This window comes from Actinocorallia aurantiaca, assembly GCF_039533685.1.
Classification (GTDB): Bacteria; Actinomycetota; Actinomycetes; order Streptosporangiales; family Streptosporangiaceae; genus Actinocorallia; species Actinocorallia aurantiaca.
This window is the reverse complement of record NZ_BAAATZ010000037.1, coordinates 32,818-52,036: the sequence shown is the minus strand read 5'-3', so window position 1 is coordinate 52,036 and position 19,219 is coordinate 32,818. Positions and strand designations below refer to the sequence as shown.

At 69.2% G+C, this 19,219-nt stretch carries 17 protein-coding genes and 2 tRNA genes; 9 read left to right on the top strand and 10 right to left on the bottom strand.

Translation table 11 applies throughout. The annotated features are described in order from the left end of the window. Nucleotides 1-415: 415 nt before the first annotated feature. The 3 genes from ABD327_RS35140 to ABD327_RS35130 all read right to left on the bottom strand — a co-directional run bounded on the left by ABD327_RS35140 (nucleotide 416) and on the right by ABD327_RS35130 (nucleotide 2,325). Nucleotides 416-688, bottom strand: coding sequence for a hypothetical protein (locus tag ABD327_RS35140; protein ID WP_344457546.1), 273 nt, complete (start codon nucleotides 686-688; stop codon nucleotides 416-418). A 568-nt stretch (nucleotides 689-1,256) separates the two neighbouring features. Then, nucleotides 1,257-1,327: transfer RNA gene (locus tag ABD327_RS35135), tRNA-Gly, on the bottom strand. Beyond that, entirely contained in the window at nucleotides 1,318-2,325 is a 1,008-nt protein-coding gene (locus ABD327_RS35130) for an AraC family transcriptional regulator (protein WP_344457544.1), read from the bottom strand. The genes ABD327_RS35135 and ABD327_RS35130 overlap by 10 nt, the downstream gene beginning before the upstream one ends. 113 nt (nucleotides 2,326-2,438) lie before the next feature. Here ABD327_RS35130 and ABD327_RS35125 point away from each other — a divergent pair, with 113 nt between their 5' ends. From ABD327_RS35125 to ABD327_RS35110, 4 genes are all read left to right on the top strand, one after another. Continuing rightward, nucleotides 2,439-2,912: an anthrone oxygenase family protein gene (locus ABD327_RS35125; protein ID WP_344457542.1), complete on the top strand. Its 474-nt coding sequence runs from the start codon at nucleotides 2,439-2,441 to the stop codon at nucleotides 2,910-2,912. Nucleotides 2,913-2,990: 78 nt separating this feature from the next. Beyond that, nucleotides 2,991-4,181 (top strand): acyl-CoA dehydrogenase family protein, encoded by a 1,191-nt coding sequence (locus ABD327_RS35120; protein WP_344457540.1) that lies wholly within the window; start codon nucleotides 2,991-2,993, stop codon nucleotides 4,179-4,181. After that, complete coding sequence (locus ABD327_RS35115; protein WP_344457537.1) at nucleotides 4,178-5,248, top strand: acyl-CoA dehydrogenase family protein; 1,071 nt, start codon at nucleotides 4,178-4,180, stop codon at nucleotides 5,246-5,248. Before ABD327_RS35120 ends, ABD327_RS35115 begins: the two co-directional genes overlap by 4 nt. A gap of 151 nt (nucleotides 5,249-5,399) precedes the next feature. Then, nucleotides 5,400-6,380, top strand: a complete 981-nt coding sequence (locus ABD327_RS35110; RefSeq protein ID WP_344457534.1) for a hypothetical protein — start codon at nucleotides 5,400-5,402, stop codon at nucleotides 6,378-6,380. A 21-nt stretch (nucleotides 6,381-6,401) separates the two neighbouring features. Here the strand turns inward: ABD327_RS35110 and ABD327_RS35105 are convergent, their stop codons facing one another. Together ABD327_RS35105 and ABD327_RS35100 are read right to left on the bottom strand one after the other, a co-directional pair. Next, nucleotides 6,402-7,730 (bottom strand): cation:proton antiporter, encoded by a 1,329-nt coding sequence (locus ABD327_RS35105; RefSeq protein WP_344457532.1) that lies wholly within the window; start codon nucleotides 7,728-7,730, stop codon nucleotides 6,402-6,404. A gap of 8 nt (nucleotides 7,731-7,738) precedes the next feature. Further along, nucleotides 7,739-8,215 carry a cation:proton antiporter regulatory subunit gene (locus ABD327_RS35100; protein ID WP_344457530.1) on the bottom strand — a complete coding sequence of 159 codons (477 nt, stop codon included), beginning with the start codon at nucleotides 8,213-8,215 and terminating at the stop codon, nucleotides 7,739-7,741. A gap of 404 nt (nucleotides 8,216-8,619) precedes the next feature. Between ABD327_RS35100 and ABD327_RS35095 the strand changes: the two genes are divergently transcribed. Beyond that, a complete protein-coding gene (locus tag ABD327_RS35095) occupies nucleotides 8,620-9,999 on the top strand; it encodes an MFS transporter (RefSeq protein WP_344457528.1) in 1,380 nt (459 codons plus the stop codon). Nucleotides 10,000-10,085: 86 nt separating this feature from the next. Here ABD327_RS35095 and ABD327_RS35090 read toward each other — a convergent pair. Next, nucleotides 10,086-10,159 (bottom strand) — tRNA-Pro (locus ABD327_RS35090). Between the two features lie 306 nt (nucleotides 10,160-10,465). Here ABD327_RS35090 and tig point away from each other — a divergent pair. The 4 genes from tig to clpX all read left to right on the top strand — a co-directional run bounded on the left by tig (nucleotide 10,466) and on the right by clpX (nucleotide 14,938). Then, a complete protein-coding gene (gene tig, locus ABD327_RS35085) occupies nucleotides 10,466-11,923 on the top strand; it encodes a trigger factor (protein WP_344457525.1) in 1,458 nt (485 codons plus the stop codon). A gap of 288 nt (nucleotides 11,924-12,211) precedes the next feature. After that, the gene (locus tag ABD327_RS35080) at nucleotides 12,212-12,784 is read left to right on the top strand and encodes a ClpP family protease (protein WP_344458107.1); all 573 of its coding nucleotides are present in this window, start codon (nucleotides 12,212-12,214) and stop codon (nucleotides 12,782-12,784) included. 53 nt (nucleotides 12,785-12,837) lie between these two features. Continuing rightward, nucleotides 12,838-13,485, top strand: coding sequence for an ATP-dependent Clp protease proteolytic subunit (locus tag ABD327_RS35075; protein WP_344457523.1), 648 nt, complete (start codon nucleotides 12,838-12,840; stop codon nucleotides 13,483-13,485). Between the two features lie 178 nt (nucleotides 13,486-13,663). Continuing rightward, nucleotides 13,664-14,938 carry an ATP-dependent Clp protease ATP-binding subunit ClpX gene (gene clpX / locus ABD327_RS35070; RefSeq protein ID WP_344457521.1) on the top strand — a complete coding sequence of 425 codons (1,275 nt, stop codon included), beginning with the start codon at nucleotides 13,664-13,666 and terminating at the stop codon, nucleotides 14,936-14,938. Nucleotides 14,939-15,060: 122 nt separating this feature from the next. Here clpX and ABD327_RS35065 read toward each other — a convergent pair whose 3' ends face one another. The 4 genes from ABD327_RS35065 to ABD327_RS35050 are packed head-to-tail and all read right to left on the bottom strand — an operon-like array spanning nucleotide 15,061 to nucleotide 19,202. Then, the gene (locus ABD327_RS35065; RefSeq protein WP_344457519.1) at nucleotides 15,061-16,998 is read right to left on the bottom strand and encodes a sensor histidine kinase; all 1,938 of its coding nucleotides are present in this window, start codon (nucleotides 16,996-16,998) and stop codon (nucleotides 15,061-15,063) included. Further along, the gene (locus ABD327_RS35060) at nucleotides 16,988-17,590 is read right to left on the bottom strand and encodes a response regulator (protein WP_344458105.1); all 603 of its coding nucleotides are present in this window, start codon (nucleotides 17,588-17,590) and stop codon (nucleotides 16,988-16,990) included. The genes ABD327_RS35065 and ABD327_RS35060 overlap by 11 nt, the downstream gene beginning before the upstream one ends. Before the next feature lie 10 nt (nucleotides 17,591-17,600). Further along, a complete protein-coding gene (locus ABD327_RS35055; RefSeq protein WP_344457517.1) occupies nucleotides 17,601-18,374 on the bottom strand; it encodes a sensor histidine kinase in 774 nt (257 codons plus the stop codon). Nucleotides 18,375-18,428: 54 nt separating this feature from the next. Further along, on the bottom strand, nucleotides 18,429-19,202 hold the full coding sequence (locus ABD327_RS35050) for a hypothetical protein (protein ID WP_344457515.1): 774 nt from the start codon (nucleotides 19,200-19,202) through the stop codon (nucleotides 18,429-18,431). Nucleotides 19,203-19,219: the final 17 nt, after the last annotated feature.

The following is a 19,219-nucleotide window of genomic DNA, read 5'->3' as shown; positions in this document are numbered from 1 at the left end:
CGGACCGTGAACCAGCGGCAGCCGTCGTCGCCTCCTTTCGGAGCCAGTCCGGTGGTGTGCATGATCTCGCGGGCGATCTGGGCCCATTGCTCGTTCGTGAGGATCGGATCGTCCGGATGAGGTAATGCCGCACCGGCCTGGCCAGGTTGAGCTCTCCGAGCAGCGCCAGCGGTTGCGTCATCACCTCCTCCAGTGCCTGGAAGTCCAGGCCTCCGTCAGCCCTGCGCGGAGGTTCCAGGTCCTCGGCCGAGCGGTATTTCGTGATGACGTGCGGGTCGTGATGCCTCCCGTGGTTATCGGGGCCGAACACGTAGCGGATCAGGCCTTGGACCCGCTTCCCTCGGATCACCTTCCCGACCACGACAGATGGGCCCTCACCCGAGCGGTCAGATCGTCCATTCTCCGCAGGGTCCGGTCAGCCGCCGCTGCGTATACAGCGAACCGTTCCGCCTGCTTGCCTGTTGCGTTCAGCCTGGCCACCACCTGGTTGAATAGCACGCCGGCTTTCCGGACCTGACCTGTCCGCCAGTATCAACGCCCCCAGCAGGTCACGCAGCGCTTCCTGCTCGACCGAGTCCAGGTCTCGTACATGTGCCATGCACGCCTGCGCCGCATAGATCCCGTTCGACAAACCCCGCCGTTCGGCGGCCGAAGGGAACGCCGCGTACTCCTCCTCGTTGAAACGCATCTGAACCAGTCGCCGCCGACCCACGCCCCGGCGTGGAGCCTGTGGCAGCGTTGATTCCCAGCAGCGCCACGTCATTGATTCCGTAGTCGGCGATCGCGACGTCCAGCGCCGTGGTGTGCAGTTCGGGCCGCCAGCGCCGACTGGCCAGGCGCCGTTGCGGCACCACGACGTAGTAGCCGTGCGCGACTGCCCGCAACGCCCTGACGTGCCAACTGCGGACGGGGATGCGCGTAGACATCGGTGCAGCACCGCGTTGTGTCGGTGGGGAGCTTCAGTGGCAATCCCACTGCCGTCTCCGGCGCATCTGACACGTCTTTACCCCTGGAGAGATCCTGAGGCCCGTTGTGGTGATGAACGCAGGCTAAGACCCTACGTTCGTCATAGTGATTCGAGCGGGCTGCGGGGTGTCGACGGAGGAAGCAGGGGGTGCCGGGCGATGCTGATCGAGACCGGGTTCGCATGTGAACTGCCAGCGCGTAGCGGCGATTCCCAGTGACATTTGGGTGACAAAAGATCTTGAGCCGTGATCCACTAGAGTGAATCACGGCTCTGACCTGCGGAAACAAAGAGCGGATGACGGGAATCGAACCCGCGTAGCTAGTTTGGAAGACTAGGGCTCTACCATTGAGCTACATCCGCGTGGGGCCGTGTTGATTGGCTCCGTCGGTAGCGTACAGGGTTTCGGGGGGTGTACGCGAAATCGGGGTGCGGCGGGCTCGGTGTTGGGCCGGGGTGAGGCCTCGGGTGCGCTTGAAGGCGGTGCTGAGGGCGTAGGGGGTGGCGTAGCCGACTCTTCGGGCTATGGCCTCCAGGGTGAGGGCCGGGTCCTCGAGGAGGTCGGCGGCGAGGCTCAGGCGCCAGCGGGTGAGGTGGGCCATGGGGGGCTCGCCTACCAGGGCTGTGAAGCGGCGGGCCAGGGCCGAGCGGGAGACGCCCAGTTTTGTGGCGAGGAGCTCCACCGTCCAGGGGTGGGACGGGTTGTGGTGCAGGAGGCGCAGGGCCTGGCCGATCAGAGGGTCGGACTGGGCTTGGTACCAGGCGGGAGGGCGTGCGTCTTTCCGGGTGAGCCACGTGCGCAGGAGTGTGATCGTCAGCAGGTCCAGGAGGCGGTCGAGGACCGCGGTCTGGCCGGGGGAGTCCTGGGTGATCTCCGTGGTGAGGAGGGAGATCAGCGGGGTGTGGGCCGGGTCGGCCGGGAGGGTCAGCAGCGGGGGCAGGGCGTTCAGGAGTTGCTGCGTGGTCTCGGTGGCGGTCTCGTAGGTGCCGGTGAGCATGACGGTCTCGCCCTCGGGGGTGTTGCCCCAGGTGCGGACGCCCTGGGACATCGTCTCCTCCAAGCGGGTGCCGTCCAGGGTGGTGCAGATCTGGCCGGGGTGGATGACGATCTGAGGTGGCGTGCCGGGGGAGTCGGAGACGGTGTAGGGGCGGTGGCCTCGGACCAGGGCGACCTCGCCGGGGGCCAGTTGAAGGGGAGACCCCGTCTCGGGGGTGATCCAGGCATGGCCTTGGGCGATGACCACGACCGTCAGGGGCGAACGGTCCTGGATGCGCATGGACCACGGAGGGTCCATGACCGAGCGGAGAAGGAATGCGCCTTGGGCCCGGGGGCCGTCCAGCAGGGCGGCTAGAGCGTCCATGGGATGAAGGTAACGCGTGGACGGATGCGTATGCGCGTGCGCTTCTCAGCGATGGAGGTCGCGGCTTCGGAGCGGTGGGATGAGGGGGTAGCCCAATCCTGGAGGAGAACACCTTGAACCGTACTCTGCTGCTCGTCTCGACTGTCGGGGCCGGAGTTAACGCCGGCGTCTTCTTCGCCTTCTCCACCTTCGTCATGCGCGGGCTGGTGAATCTGCCGGCCGCTCAGGGTGCCGCCGCGATGCAGTCGATGAACAGGGCCGCGCCCAGTTCGCTCTTCATGCTCACTTTGTTCGGCACGGCGGTGACGGGGGTCGTCGTGGGGGTCGGGGGGCTGCGTGACCTCGGGGCGCCGGGAAGCACGTATGCGGTGGTGGGAGCCGGCCTGTGCCTGGTTCCGATCGTGCTGACGGCCGTCTATCACGTGCCTTACAACAACCAGCTCGAGGCGCTGGACGCTGCGGCCGCCGGTACAGCCGAGTTCTGGAAGACGTACGCGTCGCGGTGGACGGCGTTCAACCATCTGAGGGTTCTGGGCGCGCTCGGTGCGGCCGCGGCGTTTGCGCTCGCGTACAGAAGTGGAAAGTAAACCCTTACGGAGGGTGGAGGAAGCAGGGGTCATTGGGGTTGAATGAGAAACCGAATCCGATTCGGTTGAGGAGCCCGGATGACTGATATCGAGGCGTATGCCAGTCAGGCGAAAGCCTGGCTGGAGAAGACCCCCATTCCGGAGAACACGGGGACGGAGGTGTCCCGGGAGTTCATGGCGAAGCTCTACGACGCGGGCTACTCCGGCATCTCCTGGCCGGCCGAATACGGCGGGCAGGGGCTGAGCACCGCGGAGGAGCGGGTCTTCCAGCAGGCCGCGCGCGGAAAGGCCCTGCCGGTCGGCGTGTTCGGCATCGGCCTCGGCATGTGCGGGCCGACGCTGCTGTCGCTGGGCACCGAGGAGCAGAAGAAGCGCTACATCCGGCCGCTGCTGCGCGGCGAGGAGATCTGGTGCCAGCTGTTCTCCGAGCCCGGCGCCGGCTCGGACATCGCCTCGCTGCAGACCCGCGCGGTCCGCGACGAGGACGGGTGGGTCCTGAGCGGCCAGAAGGTCTGGACGACCGTCGCGCAGCACGCCGACCACGGCCTGATCATCGCCCGTACCGACGCGGACGTGCCCAAGCACAAGGGCATCACGATGTTCATCGTCGACATGCGCGCTCCCGGCGTCACGGTGCGCCCGCTGCGTGACATGACGGGCATCGCGCACTTCAACGAGGTCTTCTTCGACGACGTCCGCATCGCCGAGGACCAGGTCCTCGGGGGAGTGAACAACGGCTGGCACGCGGCCATCACCACCCTCCTGCACGAGCGCATGTCGATCGGCATGGGGAGCGCCGCCCCGGACCGTCCCACCTCGTACAAGAGCATCGCCGCCCGCGCGCAGAAGCGCGGCCTCACCGAGGACCCGGCCGTCCGCGAGAAGCTGGTCGACCTTTACATCCAGGAACGCGCGCTGGAGCTGTTCAACGCCCGGCTGGCGCAAGAGGTCAAGGCCGGCGTGAACCCGGGTTCGCGCGGTTCGGTCACCAAGCTCCTGCTGGCCGAACTGACCCTCGACAGCGCCGAGACGGCCGCCGAGATCTTCGGCGAGGGCGTCGTCGCCCACTCCGAGGACGACGAGCTGGCGCGTTACGCCGTGGCCCTGGCGTGGGCTCCGGGCATGGCGCTCGGCGGCGGCACCAACGAGATCGTCCGCAACGCGATCGGCGAGCGGGTGCTGGGCCTGCCGCGCGAGCCGCAGGTCGACCGCGACGTGCCCTTCCGTGAACTCAAGGTCGGCACGCAGAAGAAGGAGACGGGCGCGTGAGACTCATCCTTACCACCGAGCAGCAGGAGCTGGCCGGGGCCGTCCGGTCCTTCCTGGCCTCCGCCGCGCCCATCGCGCGGGTCCGGCAGGTCGTCGAAGGCGAGGAGTCCTACGACCGCAAGACGTGGGACCGGCTCGCCGGGGAGCTGGGCGTCACCGGCCTGGCCATCCCCGAGGAGTACGGGGGAGAGGGAGCCGGGCGCGCGGAGGTCGCGATCGTGCTGGAGGAGCTGGGCACGGCTCTCACCCCGGTGCCGTACTTCGCCTCGTCCGTCCTGGCGGCCGAGGCGCTGCTCGCGCTGGACGACGAGGACGCCAAGCGGGAGTACCTGCCGGGGATCGCGGCGGGCACGACGGTCGCGACGCTCTCGTTCGGCGAGGGCGTGACGGCCTCCGCCGACCACACCCTCGACGGCCGTGCCGAGCGCGTCCTCTACGGCGCGGACGCCGACCTGCTCCTGGTCGTCGCGAGCCTGGACGGGAAGCCGGCCGTGTTCGCCGTCTCCGGCGAGGCCGTCAAGCGCACTCCGCTGGAGGTCCTGGACCTCACCCGTCCTCAGGCCGCCGTGGAGTTCGACGGGATCCAGGCCCGGCTCGTCGGCCCGGCGGACGCCACCGAGGCACTGGCCCGCACGCTCGACGTCGCCGGCGCGGTCCTGGCGGCCGAGCAGCTGGGCGGGCTGCGCCGCTGCCTGGACACGATCGTCGATTACGCCAAGCTGCGCGTGCAGTTCGGCCGGTTCGTCGGTTCCTTCCAGGGGGTGAAGCACCGGCTCGCCGATCTGCACTGCCTTCTGGAGCAGTCCGAGTCGGTGGCCAGGTACGCCGCGTGGGCCGCGGACGAGGCGCCGCAGGAGCTGCCGCAGGCCGCGGCGCTCGCCCAGGCCTACGTCGGCCCGGCCTACTTCCGGGTCGCCAAGGAGCATCTGCTCCTGCACGGCGGCATCGGCTTCACGTGGGAGCACGACGCGCACTTCTACTACAAGCGCGCCAAGAGCGCCGAGTTGCTGCTGGGTCCGGGCCGGCGTCACCGGGCCCTGCTGGCCGAGCGGCTGGGCCTGGTCTGAGCCGGGCGGCGTGACGTTCCCTCCGCTCGATTCCGGTCGGTCTTGAGCGGGGGGGATAAAAACGCCGGAAACTCCTTGCCGTCGCTGCCTGCTATCTGGCATATCCGTCATGTCACGATGAGTGTCCCTTCGACCCACCCCCGGAGGAACCATGCAGCCCGTACTCCTGGCGTGCGCCGCCCACCTCGTCTACCTCACCGGTTTCGTGATCTTCAAGATGACCGGGGCGTCGCTCCCGCCGCTCACCGCCCGCCGCCCGTTCCACGCCACGATGAAGCTGGCGACCAGCGGTTCGTGGATGATCGGCCTGACCACGGTGATGAGCGGGACCGTGGTGGCCGCGGCCGCGGTGAACACCGCACCCGTCTCGATCATGCTGGCCACCTACCTCTTCGGCCTGCTCCTGCTGCTGCTGGTCGGCGTCCAGGGCTTCAAGGAGCGACTGTCCCGCCGGGAGGCCGGCGCGATCTCCCTGCTGGTCGCGGCACTGGTCCTCGTCGCGGTCTCCGTCGCCTTCGGGTACGGCTCGTTCCCCTCGCGCAGCCTGGCCGGTCCGCCCGACCCGTCCCCCTGGACGTTCGCCGCGGCGACGGTCCCCTCGCTCCTCTTCCCCATCTGGCTGTTCTGCGTGCGCGAGCGCAAGGTGGAGGGCCGGCACGCCCGGCGGCTGACGGGGGTCGCGTACGGGATCGGCGCGGGCGTGCTGCTCGGCACCGCCGAGACGATGGGCGTGGCGATGATCCCCTACATCACCGGAGACCCGCGCTACCTGCTGTTCACGCCCTACCCGGTGCTGTTCGTGCTCGCCGGGGGGCTGGGCCTGGGCCTGCTGCACATCGGCCTGCAGCAGCGCCGCCTGATCGTGGTCTGCGTCGTGATGAACATCGTCGGCAAGATCCAGCTGGTGTGCGGCGCGGCGCTGCTCTTCGGGGAGCCCTGGCCGTCCGAGCCGCTGTGGCTGGCGCTGGAACTGGCGGGCGTCTTCCTGGCGCTCTACGCCGTCCTGCTGTTCCCCCGCTACGAGCGGGTCACGCGGACTCCCGCCGCGCCGGCTCCGGAGCCCGTGCGCCACCCTCGCCCGGAGCACCGGACGGAACCGTGGATGACCACGCCCCCGCGTGCCCGCCGGTGAAGGCGGGCACGCGGAAAGGGGTCAATTCTTGACGGGCTCGCCGTCGCCGTCTTCGACGGAAGCGGAGCCGGATTCCTCCGGTCCCGCGTCGGCGCCGACTGCGGCGTCGACTTCATCGACGCCGTTCGATTCGGTCATCTCCTGGCGCCCCGCCTCGGCCTTCTTCCGCCGGAAGAAGGGGAGGTGGTCCTCGGGGTGGTCGGCCAGCGAGGTGATGACGGGCTGCAGCAGCCGCGCCGCCAGCGGGCCGAACGCCGCCAGGATGAGGACGTAGCCCGCGGCCAGCGGGCCGAGGTCCGGGTGGGCTCCGGCCGCGACGGCCAGACCGGCGATGACGATGTTGAACTCACCGCGGGGGACCAGCGCGAGACCGGCCCGCGCCCGTCCGGCCCGTCCGATGCCCGCCTGCTGCGCCGCGTAGTAGCCGGTGAGCAGCTTCGTGAGGATGCTGACGAAGGCCAGCAGCAGCGCCAGCCCGGCGACCGGGAGGATCTTCGCCGGGTCGGTGTTGAGGCCGAAGAAGACGAAGAACACCGCGGCGAACAGGTCGCGCAGCGGGGCCAGGATCTCCTGCGCCTCGTGGGCGAGCTGCCCCGAGAGCGCGACGCCGACGAGGAACGCGCCGACGGCGGCGGAGACCTGCAGCTGCTGGGCGATGCCGGCGACCAGCAGCGTCAGGCCCAGCACCTTGAGCAGCAGGACCTCGGAGTTGGGGCTGGAGACGAACATCTCCAGGTAGCGCCCGAACTTCAGGGAGATGACCAGGACCACCGTGACCGTGGCCAGCGCGATGCCGACGCTGGTGGCGCCGGCGGCGAAACCCGCGCCCGCCAGGATGGCGGTGAGGACCGGCAGGTAGACGGCCATCGTGAGGTCCTCGAAGACCAGCAGCGACAGCACGACGGGGGTCTCGCGGTTGCCGACCCAGCCCAGGTCGGTGAGGACCTTCGCGGTGATGCCGGAGGAGGTGGCGTAGGTGACGCCGCCCATCGCGATGGCGGCGACCGGTCCCCAGCCCAGCACCAGGGCGATGATCACGCCGGGCGCCGCGTTCAGCACGAGGTCGACCAGACCGCCCTTGGCGTTGCCCTTGAGCGAGGTCAGCAGCTCGTTGGCGTTGTACTCCAGGCCGAGGGTGAGCAGCAGGAGGATGACACCGATCTCCGAGGCGGTGTGGACGAACTCCTCGCTGGCGCCCAGAGGGAGGATCCCGCCGTGGCCGAAGGCGAGACCGGCGATGAGGTAGAGGGGGATGGGCGAGATGCCCGCGCGGAGGGCGAAGGATCCGAGGATGCCCAGGGCGAGGATGATGCCGCCGAGCTCCAGGAAAAGAATGGCTATGTCGTGCACGCGCTCCCCTACCCGCTGGCCAGGATCTGGCCGGCAGCCTCAGTGGTCTCCGGACTTCCGACGACGACCGCGACGTCGCGCTCCCGCAGGACGAAGTCCGGCAGAGGGCTGGCGTTGACCTCGCCGCTGCGGACGACGGCCACGATGGACGCGCCCGTCTGGGTGCGGATCTGGGCCGAGCCCATCGTCTTGCCGTCCCACCTGGACGAAACCGGCACCTGCAGGCTGACCAGGCCCTCGACTTCGCGGTGCAGGTCGTTGAGGCGCTGGACGATGCGGGGCGCGCCGAGCAGCTCGACGAGGGCGTCGGCCTCCTCGTCGTTGAGTTTGACGGTCTCACAGGCCCGGTCGGGGTCCGCTTTGTCGTAGATCACCAGGTCGCGCCGGCCGGTCCGGTAGGACACGACGCCTACACGGCGTCCGGCGCGGGTGGTGAACTCGTGGCGCAGCCCTATACCGGGCAGCGCCGTCTGCTCTACGTCCACTGCTTCCCCTCCCTTGGGTACAGCACGAAAGTCCAGGGGCTGATTTTGGCCTAACGACACGTGTCGGACCAATCCGGGGTGTGATCCCGGCACGTGCCCGTACCTCTCTCTGATCCGGAGAGTCGTCGGAACCGGAAGACCGTCGGGTTGAAGAACGTCCAAAACCCGCCAGGTAGTGGCCGATAACTCTGTGACATGCATCTGACCGGTCAGGTAACGGATGTGTTAACGCTTCTTCACGCTCCGGTTCGGCGAGGTCGAGAAGGGCTCACACTGACGCGCCGTGCCCGGTGCGTGACAGGTAATCGGGTCTTGACCTCGTGGCAACAGCCGGGAAGGAGCCCGTACCTACCTTCGGGACGACGGCAACGACAGAGCAGAGCAGAAGTACCTGGAGGCAGGGCATGACCACGCTGACCGGCGAAAGGCCCGAGGCGCCCGGCGCAGACCAGGGCCGCTGGATCGAAGACTGGCGACCCGACGACGAGCGGTTCTGGAACGAGACCGGCAAGAGGGTCGCCCGCCGCAACCTCGCCTGGTCCATCCTCACCGAGCACCTCGGCTTCTGCGTCTGGCTCCTGTGGAGCATCGCCGTCATCAACCTCGGCACGGTGGGCGTCACGCTGGACGTCGGCCAGCAGCTTTGGCTGACGACCGTCCCGAACCTCGTCGGCGCCTTCATGCGCATCCCCTACACCTTCGGGCCGGCCCGGTTCGGCGGCCGGAACTTCACGATCATCAGCGCCCTGCTCCTGCTGATCCCGTGCGCCCTGTTCGTCTACGCGATCGAGAACCCCGACATCCCCTTCTGGGTCCTGCTGCTCATCGCGGCCACCACCGGCCTGGGCGGCGGCAACTTCGCCTCGTCGATGTCGAACATCACGCACTACTACCCGACGAACAAGCAGGGCCTCCCGCTCGGCCTGAACGCCGCGGGCGGCAACCTCGGCACCAGCGTCACGCAGCTGGCGATGCCGCCGCTGATCGTCGCCGCGGGGCTCGTGGCGGTGGGCTGGGTGTGGATGCCGCTGGTGCTGGTCGCCGCCGCGGGCGCGTATTTCTTCATGAACAACCTGCGGCACGCCACCAGCTCCTACACGGTCAAGGAGATGGCGGCCATCTCCCGCAGGCCGCACACGGTCATCATGTCGGTGCTCTACATCGGCACGTTCGGCTCGTTCATCGGCTACTCCTTCTCCTTCGGAGTGCTGATCAAGAACCAGTTCCCCGACATCAAGGCCGCCGACTACATCTGGCTGGGCGCGCTGGTGGGCTCCGTGGCCCGCCCGATCGGCGGCTGGCTGGCCGACCGGCTCGGCGGCGCCAAGGTGACGTTCTGGAACTTCCTGATCATGGCGTTCGGCATCGCCGCCGTCTGGTTCGCGGTCGGCGCTGGCAGCTGGCCGCTGTTCCTGGCCGCCTTCCTGTGCGTCTTCGCCACGACCGGCATCGGCAACGGCTCGACCTACAAGATGATCCCGGCGATCTTCAAGAACAAGGCGATGGAGGGGGTGGACCCCGCGGACGAGGGGGCCGTCGCCGCCGCGATCTCCTCGGCCCGGCGCACCGCGGCCGCCGCCATCGGGATCTCCTCGGCCGTCGGCGCCCTCGGCGGGGTGCTCATCCAGCAGACCTTCCGGATCTCCCTGGCCGAGGCCGGGTCGATCGCCCCCGCGCTGCTCATCCTCGCGGCCTTCTACACGGTGTGCGTGGTCCTCACCTGGGTCACCTACCTGCGCAGGACCGGCGACCTGCGGCGCAGCCTCGCGGACGCGGGGGTCTGATCCCGGCAGGAGGACGCGGCCCCCGCGGACGGGCCCGTCGACGAGAAGAGCCCCGGCGTCGTGACGCCGGGGCTCTGATCATCTCGTCGGGCTGGCGGGATTTGAACCCACGGCTTCTTGCACCCAAAGCAAGCGCGCTACCAAGCTGCGCCACAGCCCGCGACGCGCGACAGTCTAGCCGCTCGGCGGCCGGGGGGAGAGTGGTGTTTCCGCAGCGGCGATCATCCGCTCCGCGCCCCGGGGGCGGGAAGGGCCCGGAAGGCACGCGGAGAGGGGGCGCGCGTGGAGGCATGTCACGGGAGGTGGCCGTGACCCCCTAGACTGAGGGCCGCATAGGCATGTGCCGTGCCGCCCGAAACGACCACGTGAGACCGGCGGCCGCTCGCGCTCGCGGCCTGGCAGGGTCCAGGGTCGCTCCACAGCGCGCCGAGCCGTGTGACCCGCCGGATCAAGGAGACCTGCCCCAGTGAAGACCGCTGTCGAGGAGCTGACCCCGACCCGGGTGAAGCTCACCATCGAAGTTCCGTTCGAAGAGCTCAAGCCGAGCCTCGACAAGGCTTACAAGGAGCTCGCCAAGCAGGTGCGGCTCAAGGGCTTCCGCCCGGGCAAGGCGCCCGCGCGCCTGATCGACCAGTACGTGGGCCGCGGCGCGGTGCTCCAGGAGGCCGTCAACGACGCGCTTCCGGGCCTGTACGGCGCGGCGATCGAGGAGAAGGAGCTCTTCGTCCTCGGCCAGCCCGAGGTCGAGGTGACCAAGATCGACGACGGCAAGGAACTCGAGTTCACCGCCGAGGTCGACGTCCGTCCGACCTTCGAGGTGCCCGAGTACGAGGGCCTGCCCGTCACGGTCGACGACGCCGTCGTCACCGACGAGGAGATCGCCGAGACCCTCGACAACCTGCGTGACCGCTTCGCCACCCTCACCACCGTCGAGCGCGCCGCCGCCGAGGGCGACACCGTCACCATCGACCTGAGCGCCGTCATCGACGGCGAGGAGGTCGAGGACGCCGCCACCAAGGGCTACTCCTACGAGGTCGGCGCCGAAGGCGCCATCGAGGGCCTCAACGAGGCGATCGTGGGCCTGTCCGCCGGCGAGTCCAAGTCCTTCCCCTCCACGCTCGTGGCCGGTTCCCGCCAGGGCGAGGAGGCGGAGGTCACCGTCGCCGTCCAGTCGGTGAAGGTCAAGGAGCTGCCCGGCGCCGACGACGAGTTCGCCCAGCTGGCCTCGGAGTTCGACACGATCGAGGAGCTCAAGGACGACGTCCGCAAGCGCCTCGACCGGCAGAAGAAGATGAACCAGGTCGGCCAGGCCCGGGACAAGGCCCTGGAGGCCCTCCTGGAGAAGGTCGAGATCCCGCTGCCCGAGAGCGTGGTCGACAGCGAGAAGGCCCGCCGCAACGAGCAGCTCGACCAGCAGCTCGCCTACGCCGGCCTGACCCGCGAGGCCTACCTGGCCGAGGAGGACAAGAGCGCCGAGGAGTTCGACGCCGAGCTCGACGAGGCCGCGCGCAAGGCGGTTGCGGGCGGCTTCATCCTCGACCAGCTCGCCCTCCAAGAGGAGCTGGGCGTCGAGAACGAGGAGCTCAGCGAGTACGTGGTCACGCAGGCCATGCAGATGAACCTGCCGCCCCAGCAGCTCGCCCAGTACCTCACCGAGAACAACCAGATCCCGGCGCTCGTCGCCGAGGTGCTGCGCAGCAAGGCGCTCAACCTCATCGTCGAGCACGTCAAGATCTCCGACGAGTCCGGCAACGAGCTCGACCTCGAGGAGCTCCGCAAGGAGATCAACGGCGAGACCGCCACCGTCGAGGTCGCGGACGAGGCCGAGTCCGACGAGGCCGCGGAGGTCGCCGAGGCCGAGATCGTCGAGGAGGCCCCCGAGGCCGCCGAGGCGAAGGACGAAGAGGGCTCTAGCAAGGCCTGATTTGCACGAAAAAGCCAATTGCGCCCCGTATGCCGGAAATGGCATGCGGGGCGCCGGCGTTCAAACCACCGTTCGCTCGCGGCTAAACCCCGCACCGGGAAAAGGGCGAAGGGTACGCCGCCAGCGAAAAGAACGTCCGTATGGCGTGAGGCCCCCGCGGGGCGCGTTAGTGTCCAATCATCCGACCGTTCAGGGATCAGACTCGCTAGACACCTACGGAGGAACAGGGTGAGCAAGCCTCCGATTTTCCACGATCCGCTCTTCGCCCGGGAGGGCGGACTGCAGGCCATGGCCGCACAGGAGGCCCTGCACCAGCAGTTGCTGCGCAAGCGGATCGTGGTCCTCGGCCAGCAGGTCGACGACGACATCGCCAACCGCCTCGCCGCCGAACTGCTGCTGCTGTCGGCCGAGGACGGCAAGCGCGACATTACCTTTTACATCAACTCTCCGGGTGGCTCCGTGACCGCCGGTATGGCGATCTACGACATCATGGAGTATGTGCCGAACGACATCGTGACGGTCGGCATGGGTCTGGCGGCGTCCATGGGGCAGTTCCTGCTCTGCGCGGGCACCCCGGGCAAGCGCTACGCCCTTCCGCACGCGCGCATCATGATGCACCAGCCGTCCGGCGGCATCGGCGGCACCGCCTCGGACATCAAGATCCAGGCCGAGCAGATGCTCTACGTCAAGAAGACGCTCGCGGAGCGGATCGCCTACCACACCGGCCAGACGGTGGAGCAGATCGGCGCCGACTCCGACCGCGACCGCTGGTTCACCGCCGAGGAGGCCAGAGCCTACGGACTGGTCGACCACGTGGTCACCAGCGCCAACGAGGTTCCCTCCGAGGGCACGGTCTCCTGATGGAGGGGTTCCGACCGATCATGCAGAGCAGCCGTCCGATTATGGAGAGCAGCATGGAGATTCGTGCCGGCGGCGTTCAGCCGGTCGACAGCCGCTACATCATCCCGTCCTTCGTGGAGCGGACCGCGTACGGGGTCAAGGAGATGAACCCGTACAACAAGCTCTTCGAAGAGCGGATCATCTTCCTGGGCGTGCAGATCGACGACGCGTCCGCGAACGACGTGATGGCCCAGCTGCTGACCCTGGAGTCGATCGACCCCGATCGCGACATCAGCATCTACATCAACTCGCCCGGTGGCTCCTTCACGGCGATGACGGCCATCTACGACACGATGCAGTACGTCAAGCCCGACATCCAGACGGTCTGCATCGGCCAGGCCGCCTCGGCGGCCGCGGTGCTGCTGGCGGCGGGCACGCAGGGCAAGCGCGCGGCGCTGCCGCACTCGCGGATTCTGATCCACCAGCCCGCCACGGAGGGCACCTACGGCCAGGGCTCGGACATCGAGATCCAGGCCCGCGAGATCATGCGCATCCGCGAGCTGCTGGAGACCATCCTGGCTCGTCACAGCGGCAAGACGACGGACGAGGTCCGGCTCGACATCGAGCGGGACAAGATCCTCACGGCGGACGAGGCCAAGGCCTACGGTCTGGTCGACGACGTCTTCGTCAGCAAGAAGCGCCGGGTAGAGGTAGTGTCTTGATAAGACGGCGCTAAGTTCGGGGAGACCCCCGGCTTCGCGGTCGGATCCCGAGACTCTCGGGATGTGACCCGGCGCCCCGGAGACGGTACCGTCGAAGCAGCCTCTGCCGGCGGTGCGCGGAACGAGAACTCCGCGCACCGCCGGGCGCAAGGCGGCCCCACGAAAAGGAGACAACCGGGTGGCACGCATCGGCGACGGTGGTGACCTGCTGAAATGCTCTTTCTGCGGCAAATCACAGAAGCAGGTCAAGAAGCTCATCGCGGGCCCGGGTGTGTACATCTGCGACGAGTGCATCGATCTCTGCAACGAGATCATCGAGGAGGAGCTCTCCGAGAGCTCGGACCTCAAGTGGGACAGCCTGCCCAAGCCCCGGGAGATCTACGAGTTCCTCGACGGCTATGTGATCGGGCAGGAGAAGGCCAAGAAGGCGCTGTCCGTCGCGGTCTACAACCACTACAAGCGAATCCAGTCCGGAGACTCGCGGGACGACGGGATCGAGCTTTCCAAGTCGAACATCCTGCTGCTCGGCCCGACCGGATCCGGTAAGACGCTGCTCGCGCAGACCCTGGCCAAACTGCTCAACGTCCCGTTCGCCATCGCGGACGCCACGGCTCTGACCGAGGCGGGCTACGTCGGTGAGGACGTCGAGAACATCCTGCTGAAGCTCATCCAGGCCGCCGACTACGACGTCAAGAAGGCCGAGACGGGCATCATCTACATCGACGAGGTCGACAAGATCGCCCGCAAGAGCGAGAACCCGTCGATCACCCGGGACGTCTCCGGGGAGGGCGTGCAGCAGGCCCTGTTGAAGATCCTGGAGGGCACGACCGCCTCGGTCCCGCCCCAGGGCGGGCGCAAGCACCCGCACCAGGAGTTCATCCAGATCGACACCACCAACGTCCTGTTCATCTGCGGCGGCGCCTTCTCCGGCCTGGAGAAGATCATCGAGTCCCGGGTGGGCAAGCAGGGCGTGGGCTTCGGCGCGGTCATCCGCTCGAAGGTCGACTTCGCCAAGAACAGCGACATCTTCGGCGACGTCATGCCCGAGGACCTGCTGAAGTTCGGCATGATCCCCGAGTTCGTCGGCCGCCTCCCGATCATCACCAGCGTGCACAACCTGGACCGGGAGGCGCTGATCAACATCCTCACCGAGCCGAAGAACGCGCTGATCAAGCAGTACCGGCGCCTGTTCGAGCTGGACGGGGTGGAGCTGGAGTTCACCGACGACGCCCTCGAGGCCGTCGCCGACCAGTCCATCCTGCGGGGCACCGGGGCGAGGGGTCTGCGGGCCATCCTCGAAGAGGTGCTGCTCTCGGTGATGTACGAGGTGCCCAGCCGGCAGGACGTCGCCCAGGTGGTCATCACCCGGGAGTCGGTGCTGGAGCACGTGAACCCGACGCTCGTCCCGCGCGAGCGCTCCCCCAAACGCGAACCGCGCGAGAAGAGCGCCTGAGCGTTCCTGTGACAGACCCGGCTCTTTCGAGCCGGGTTTCGTCATTCCAGGGCTCTGTACGAGCCTCTGCCGCCCCCTCAGGGCCGCCTGAGGGGGAGGGTGCGGGGAAGGCGTGCGGCGGGTCAGGTCAGGGGGAGGCGGGCGGTGACGGTGGTGCCGCCTCCCGGGCGGGAGGCGATGGTGAAGGTGCCGCCGAGTTCGGAGGCCCGCTCCCGCATCGACGTCAGGCCCAGGCCCGCACGGGGCTGGCGGGGCAGGCCCCGGCCGTCGTCCGAGACGGTGATCTCGAGTTCGCCGTTCCGTTCGGAGAGCCGCAGGTCCACGCTGGTCGCCTTGGCGTGCCGCCGGACGTTGGTGAGCGCCTCCTGGATGATCCGGTAGGCGGTCACCTCCTGGACGGGGGCGAGCTCGGGCAGGTCCTCGCAGCGCACGTCCACCCGGGGTTCGGGCAGGTCCGAGGCGAGGGCCTGGATCGCGCCCAGCAGGCCGAGCCGGTCCAGGGCGGGCGGGCGCAGCCCGTGCACCAGCTCCCTGATGCCGCCCATCGCCGTGGTCATGCGTTCGCGCAGCGCCAGCAGGGACGGCTCCACCGACTCGGGGTCGGTGGTGAGGCGGACCCGGGCGGCGTCCACCGACAGCGCCAGCGCCGCCAGGGTGGGGCCGAGCCCGTCGTGCAGGTCGCGGCTGAGCCTGCGGCGCTCGGCCTCGCGGGTGTTGATGACGGTCTCGTGGGAGACCCGCAGCAGTCGGACGGTGTGCGCGAGGTCGGCGACGTGCCGGGTGAGCACCCCGATCAACCTGTGGTCGGCGTGGCCCGGACCGTACAGCAGCATCCGGCCGATCTGCTCGCCGTGCCACACCAGCGGGACCACCTGCGCCTGCCCCTCCTCGATCCCGTCGGTGTGCACGACGGCCCCGTCGATCTCCACGGAGACCCCGGAGACCGCGAGCGTGCGCCGCACCGCCCGGACGGCCAGCCGCAGCGCGGTGGCCGGGTCCTCGGTCTGCTGGACGGTCCTGGCCAGTTTGTCGGCCAGCCGGTAGGGGTCTCGCTCCACCCCGAACAGCAGGTCGATGGAGAGCTGGACGCGGGAGCGGACGGGCTGGAACAGCGCGCCGACGGTCAGGGCGCCGAAGAACCCGGCGGCCTGGCCCGCGACCAGCCTGCTGACCAGCGCGATGAGCCCGAAGTAGACCAGGCCCAGGATCAGCGTCAGGGTGGCGTAGACCAGCGTCCGGTTGACGATCACGTCGATGTCGTAGAGCCGGTGGCGCAGGATGGCGATCGCCAGCGAGATCGGCACCAGGCCCACCGCGGTGCAGGTCAGGGTGGCGAACAGCCAGAACGGCATGTCCGGCCAGATGAGGTCGGAGTAGCCGGCGAGCGCGGTGCCCAGCAACGGGTAGGCGATGAGCGCGATCTGCCGCCGGGCGATGGGGCTGCCCGCGCGGAAGCGCACGGCCAGCGAGAAGAGGTTCAGGAAGGTGACCGCCACCGTGATCGGCTGGACGCCCTGCACGTAGACGTCGTCGAGGCCCAGGACCGCCTGGACGCCGAACGGGTTGGCCGCCTCCCGTCCGCCCACGCCCAGGTCGGCGGGGAGCAGCATCCGGTGCACGACGTTGAGGCCGATGAGCAGCACCGACAGCCACAGCACCGGACGCCAGCGCCGGGAGGGCGTCCTGCCGTCCGGGAAGAGCAGCGGGACGATCATCACCAGGGGCAGGAACTCCAGCATGTACAGCCAGGTGGCGCTCCAGCGCAGCACCGCGGCGCCGGTCAGGTCGTGCAGCAGGGCCCAGCGGGAGAACGGGATCATCAGCCAGTGGGCGGCCGCGAACAGGCCGATGCCCCACAGCAGCCTGGCTATCACCAGTCCCCGCCTGCGGCTGAGCAGGTAGGCGCCGACGGCCGGGTACAGGCAGCCCATGATGACCTCGGGCCGCCAGGACTGGCTGGTGCGGTACTCCAGCGGCACCGAGTAGCGGAAGGCGTACGCCAGGACGACGCACAGCGGGCCGGCCAGCGCCCCGGCCCACAGGATGGTCCTACGTGCCAAGGCCGGCCTCGCGAGCCAGCACTATCGCCTGCGCGCGGTCGGCAACGTGCAGTTTCATGAAGATGTTGGAGACGTGGTTGCGGATCGTCTTGGGCGACAGGAACAGGATCCCGGCGATCTCCCCGTTGTTGCGCCCCTGGGCGATCAGCTCGAGCACCTCGCGCTCCCGGTCGGTGAGCTCGGGGAAGGCGGACTTGCGCGGGTCGGGCATCTCGGTGAAGTAGGTGAGGACCCGCCGCGCGATCTCCGGCCCGTAGATGGCCTCCCCGGCCGCCACGGCCCGGACGGCCCGCGCGATCTCCTCGGCGCCCGACTCCTTGAGCAGGTAGCCGCGCGCCCCGGCGCGCATCGCGGCGAACACCGAGTCGTCGTCGCGGAACATGGTCAGCACCAGCACCCCGATGTGCGGGCTGGTGCGGGTGATGGTGCGGGTGGCCTCGATGCCGTTGCCGCCGGGCATGTGCAGGTCCATCACGACCACGTCGGGCTGGACGTCGTGGGCGAGCCGGACGGCGGCGGGCCCGTTCTCGGCCTCGCCGACGACCTCGATGCCCAGGGCCTCCAGCAGGGCGCGCAGGCCCTGGCGGAACATGGGATGGTCGTCAGCGATGATCACTCGGATGTCGTCGGACACGACTGGGTTCCTCCGGGAGCAGGTTGAGGGGAAGGCGTGCGACCACCGCGGTGCCGCCTCCGGGTCGGGGTCCGATGGTGCAGACGCCGCCGACTTCGGCGGCGCGTTCGCGCATCGCGGCCAGGCCCACGCCGTCCCGGCCGGACGGGACGCCGGTGCCGGGGTCGGCGACGACCAGGTGGAGCGCGTCGGGTCCGCGGTTGAGGCGGACCAGGGCGTTGGCGGCCAGGGAGTGCCGCCGGACGTTGCTGAGCGCCTCCTGGACGATGCGGTACGCGGCGACCTCGATCGCCGCGGGAAGCGAGGCCAGCTCACCGCTGATCTTGACTTCCACCATGATCCCGTCCATTCCGTCCGCGAGCCCGCCGACCGCCCCGGCCAGGCCGAGGTCGTCCAGCGCGGGCGGGCGCAGGCCCGCCACCAGTTCGCGGATGTCGCCGACCGCCGCGGCCAGCCGCTGCCGCAGGTCGCTCAGCAGCGGGCCGATCCGCTCGGGCCGGTCGCCCAGGGTGAGCCTGGCGGTGTCGAGGGCCATCGCCAGGCTGGCGAGGGTGGGGGCGAGCCCGTCGTGGAGGTCGTGCCGCAGCCGCCGGCGTTCTTCCTCGGCCGCCGCCAGGATGCGTTCCCGGGAGCGCTGGAGCGCTCCGGCGCGGTCGTCCGCGGTGGGGGCGAGCCGCCGGGTCGCGATGACGCCGACGACGAGCCCGAGCAGGAACGCGCCGAGCGCGGTGACGCCGTACATGCCGGAAACTCTCTCCGATCGCCTGAGCCACCGAACAGGGACGCGTGTCCCGGGTCAGGCGGGCTTCTCGACGTCCGGTCGCATCTGGCGCATCACGTCGGCCAGCCGGCTCCAGTTCATCGAGGTGCCTCCGGTGGCGTTGGGGCTGGCCGTGACCATGCCGAGCGAGGTGTCGGTCTGCCAGTAGCACAGCGGCACGGTGACGGTGGCCACGGTGATCTCGGCGCAGCCCGCGGTGCCCGGGCCGCCGGGGTCGGTGTCGTGGTGGGTGATGTTGGCGCCGGAGCCGGATTTCTCCAGACCCTGGCGGAACCCGCCGGCGTCTCCCATGTCGGTGCCGCTGACCCCGGTGAAGGTGACCGTGGTGCCGTTGACGTCGTAGGCCGCCGTGACCACGGTGCCCCGCGAGCCGAGCAGGTTCTTGAAGGCGTTGCCGTACGGGTCGCCGCTGGAGTCGCCGGCCTGCGGGTAGCCGCCCGCGGAGGGCGGCGCGCTGACGGTGTACTTCTGGTCGCCGATGCCTCCCCCGCCGCTCAGGCTCACGACGACGATCACGGCGATGATCACCACGACGACCGCCGCTCCGGCGAGCGCCAGGATCAGGCCGGTCTTGTTCTTCCTGGGCGGCGCGGGGTGGAACCCCTGCTGCCCGAAGGGCGGGGGAGTGGGCTGCCCGAACGGCGGCGGAGTCTGCCCGTAGGGCTGCTGGGGCTGTCCGTAAGGCTGCTGGGACTGCCCGTAGGGCTGTTGGGGTTGTCCGTAAGGCTGCTGCGGCGGCTGGTCCCCGCCATAGCCGGGTCCCTGCGGCGGGGGATTCCAACCACTCAAGGTCATCTCCGGGGGCT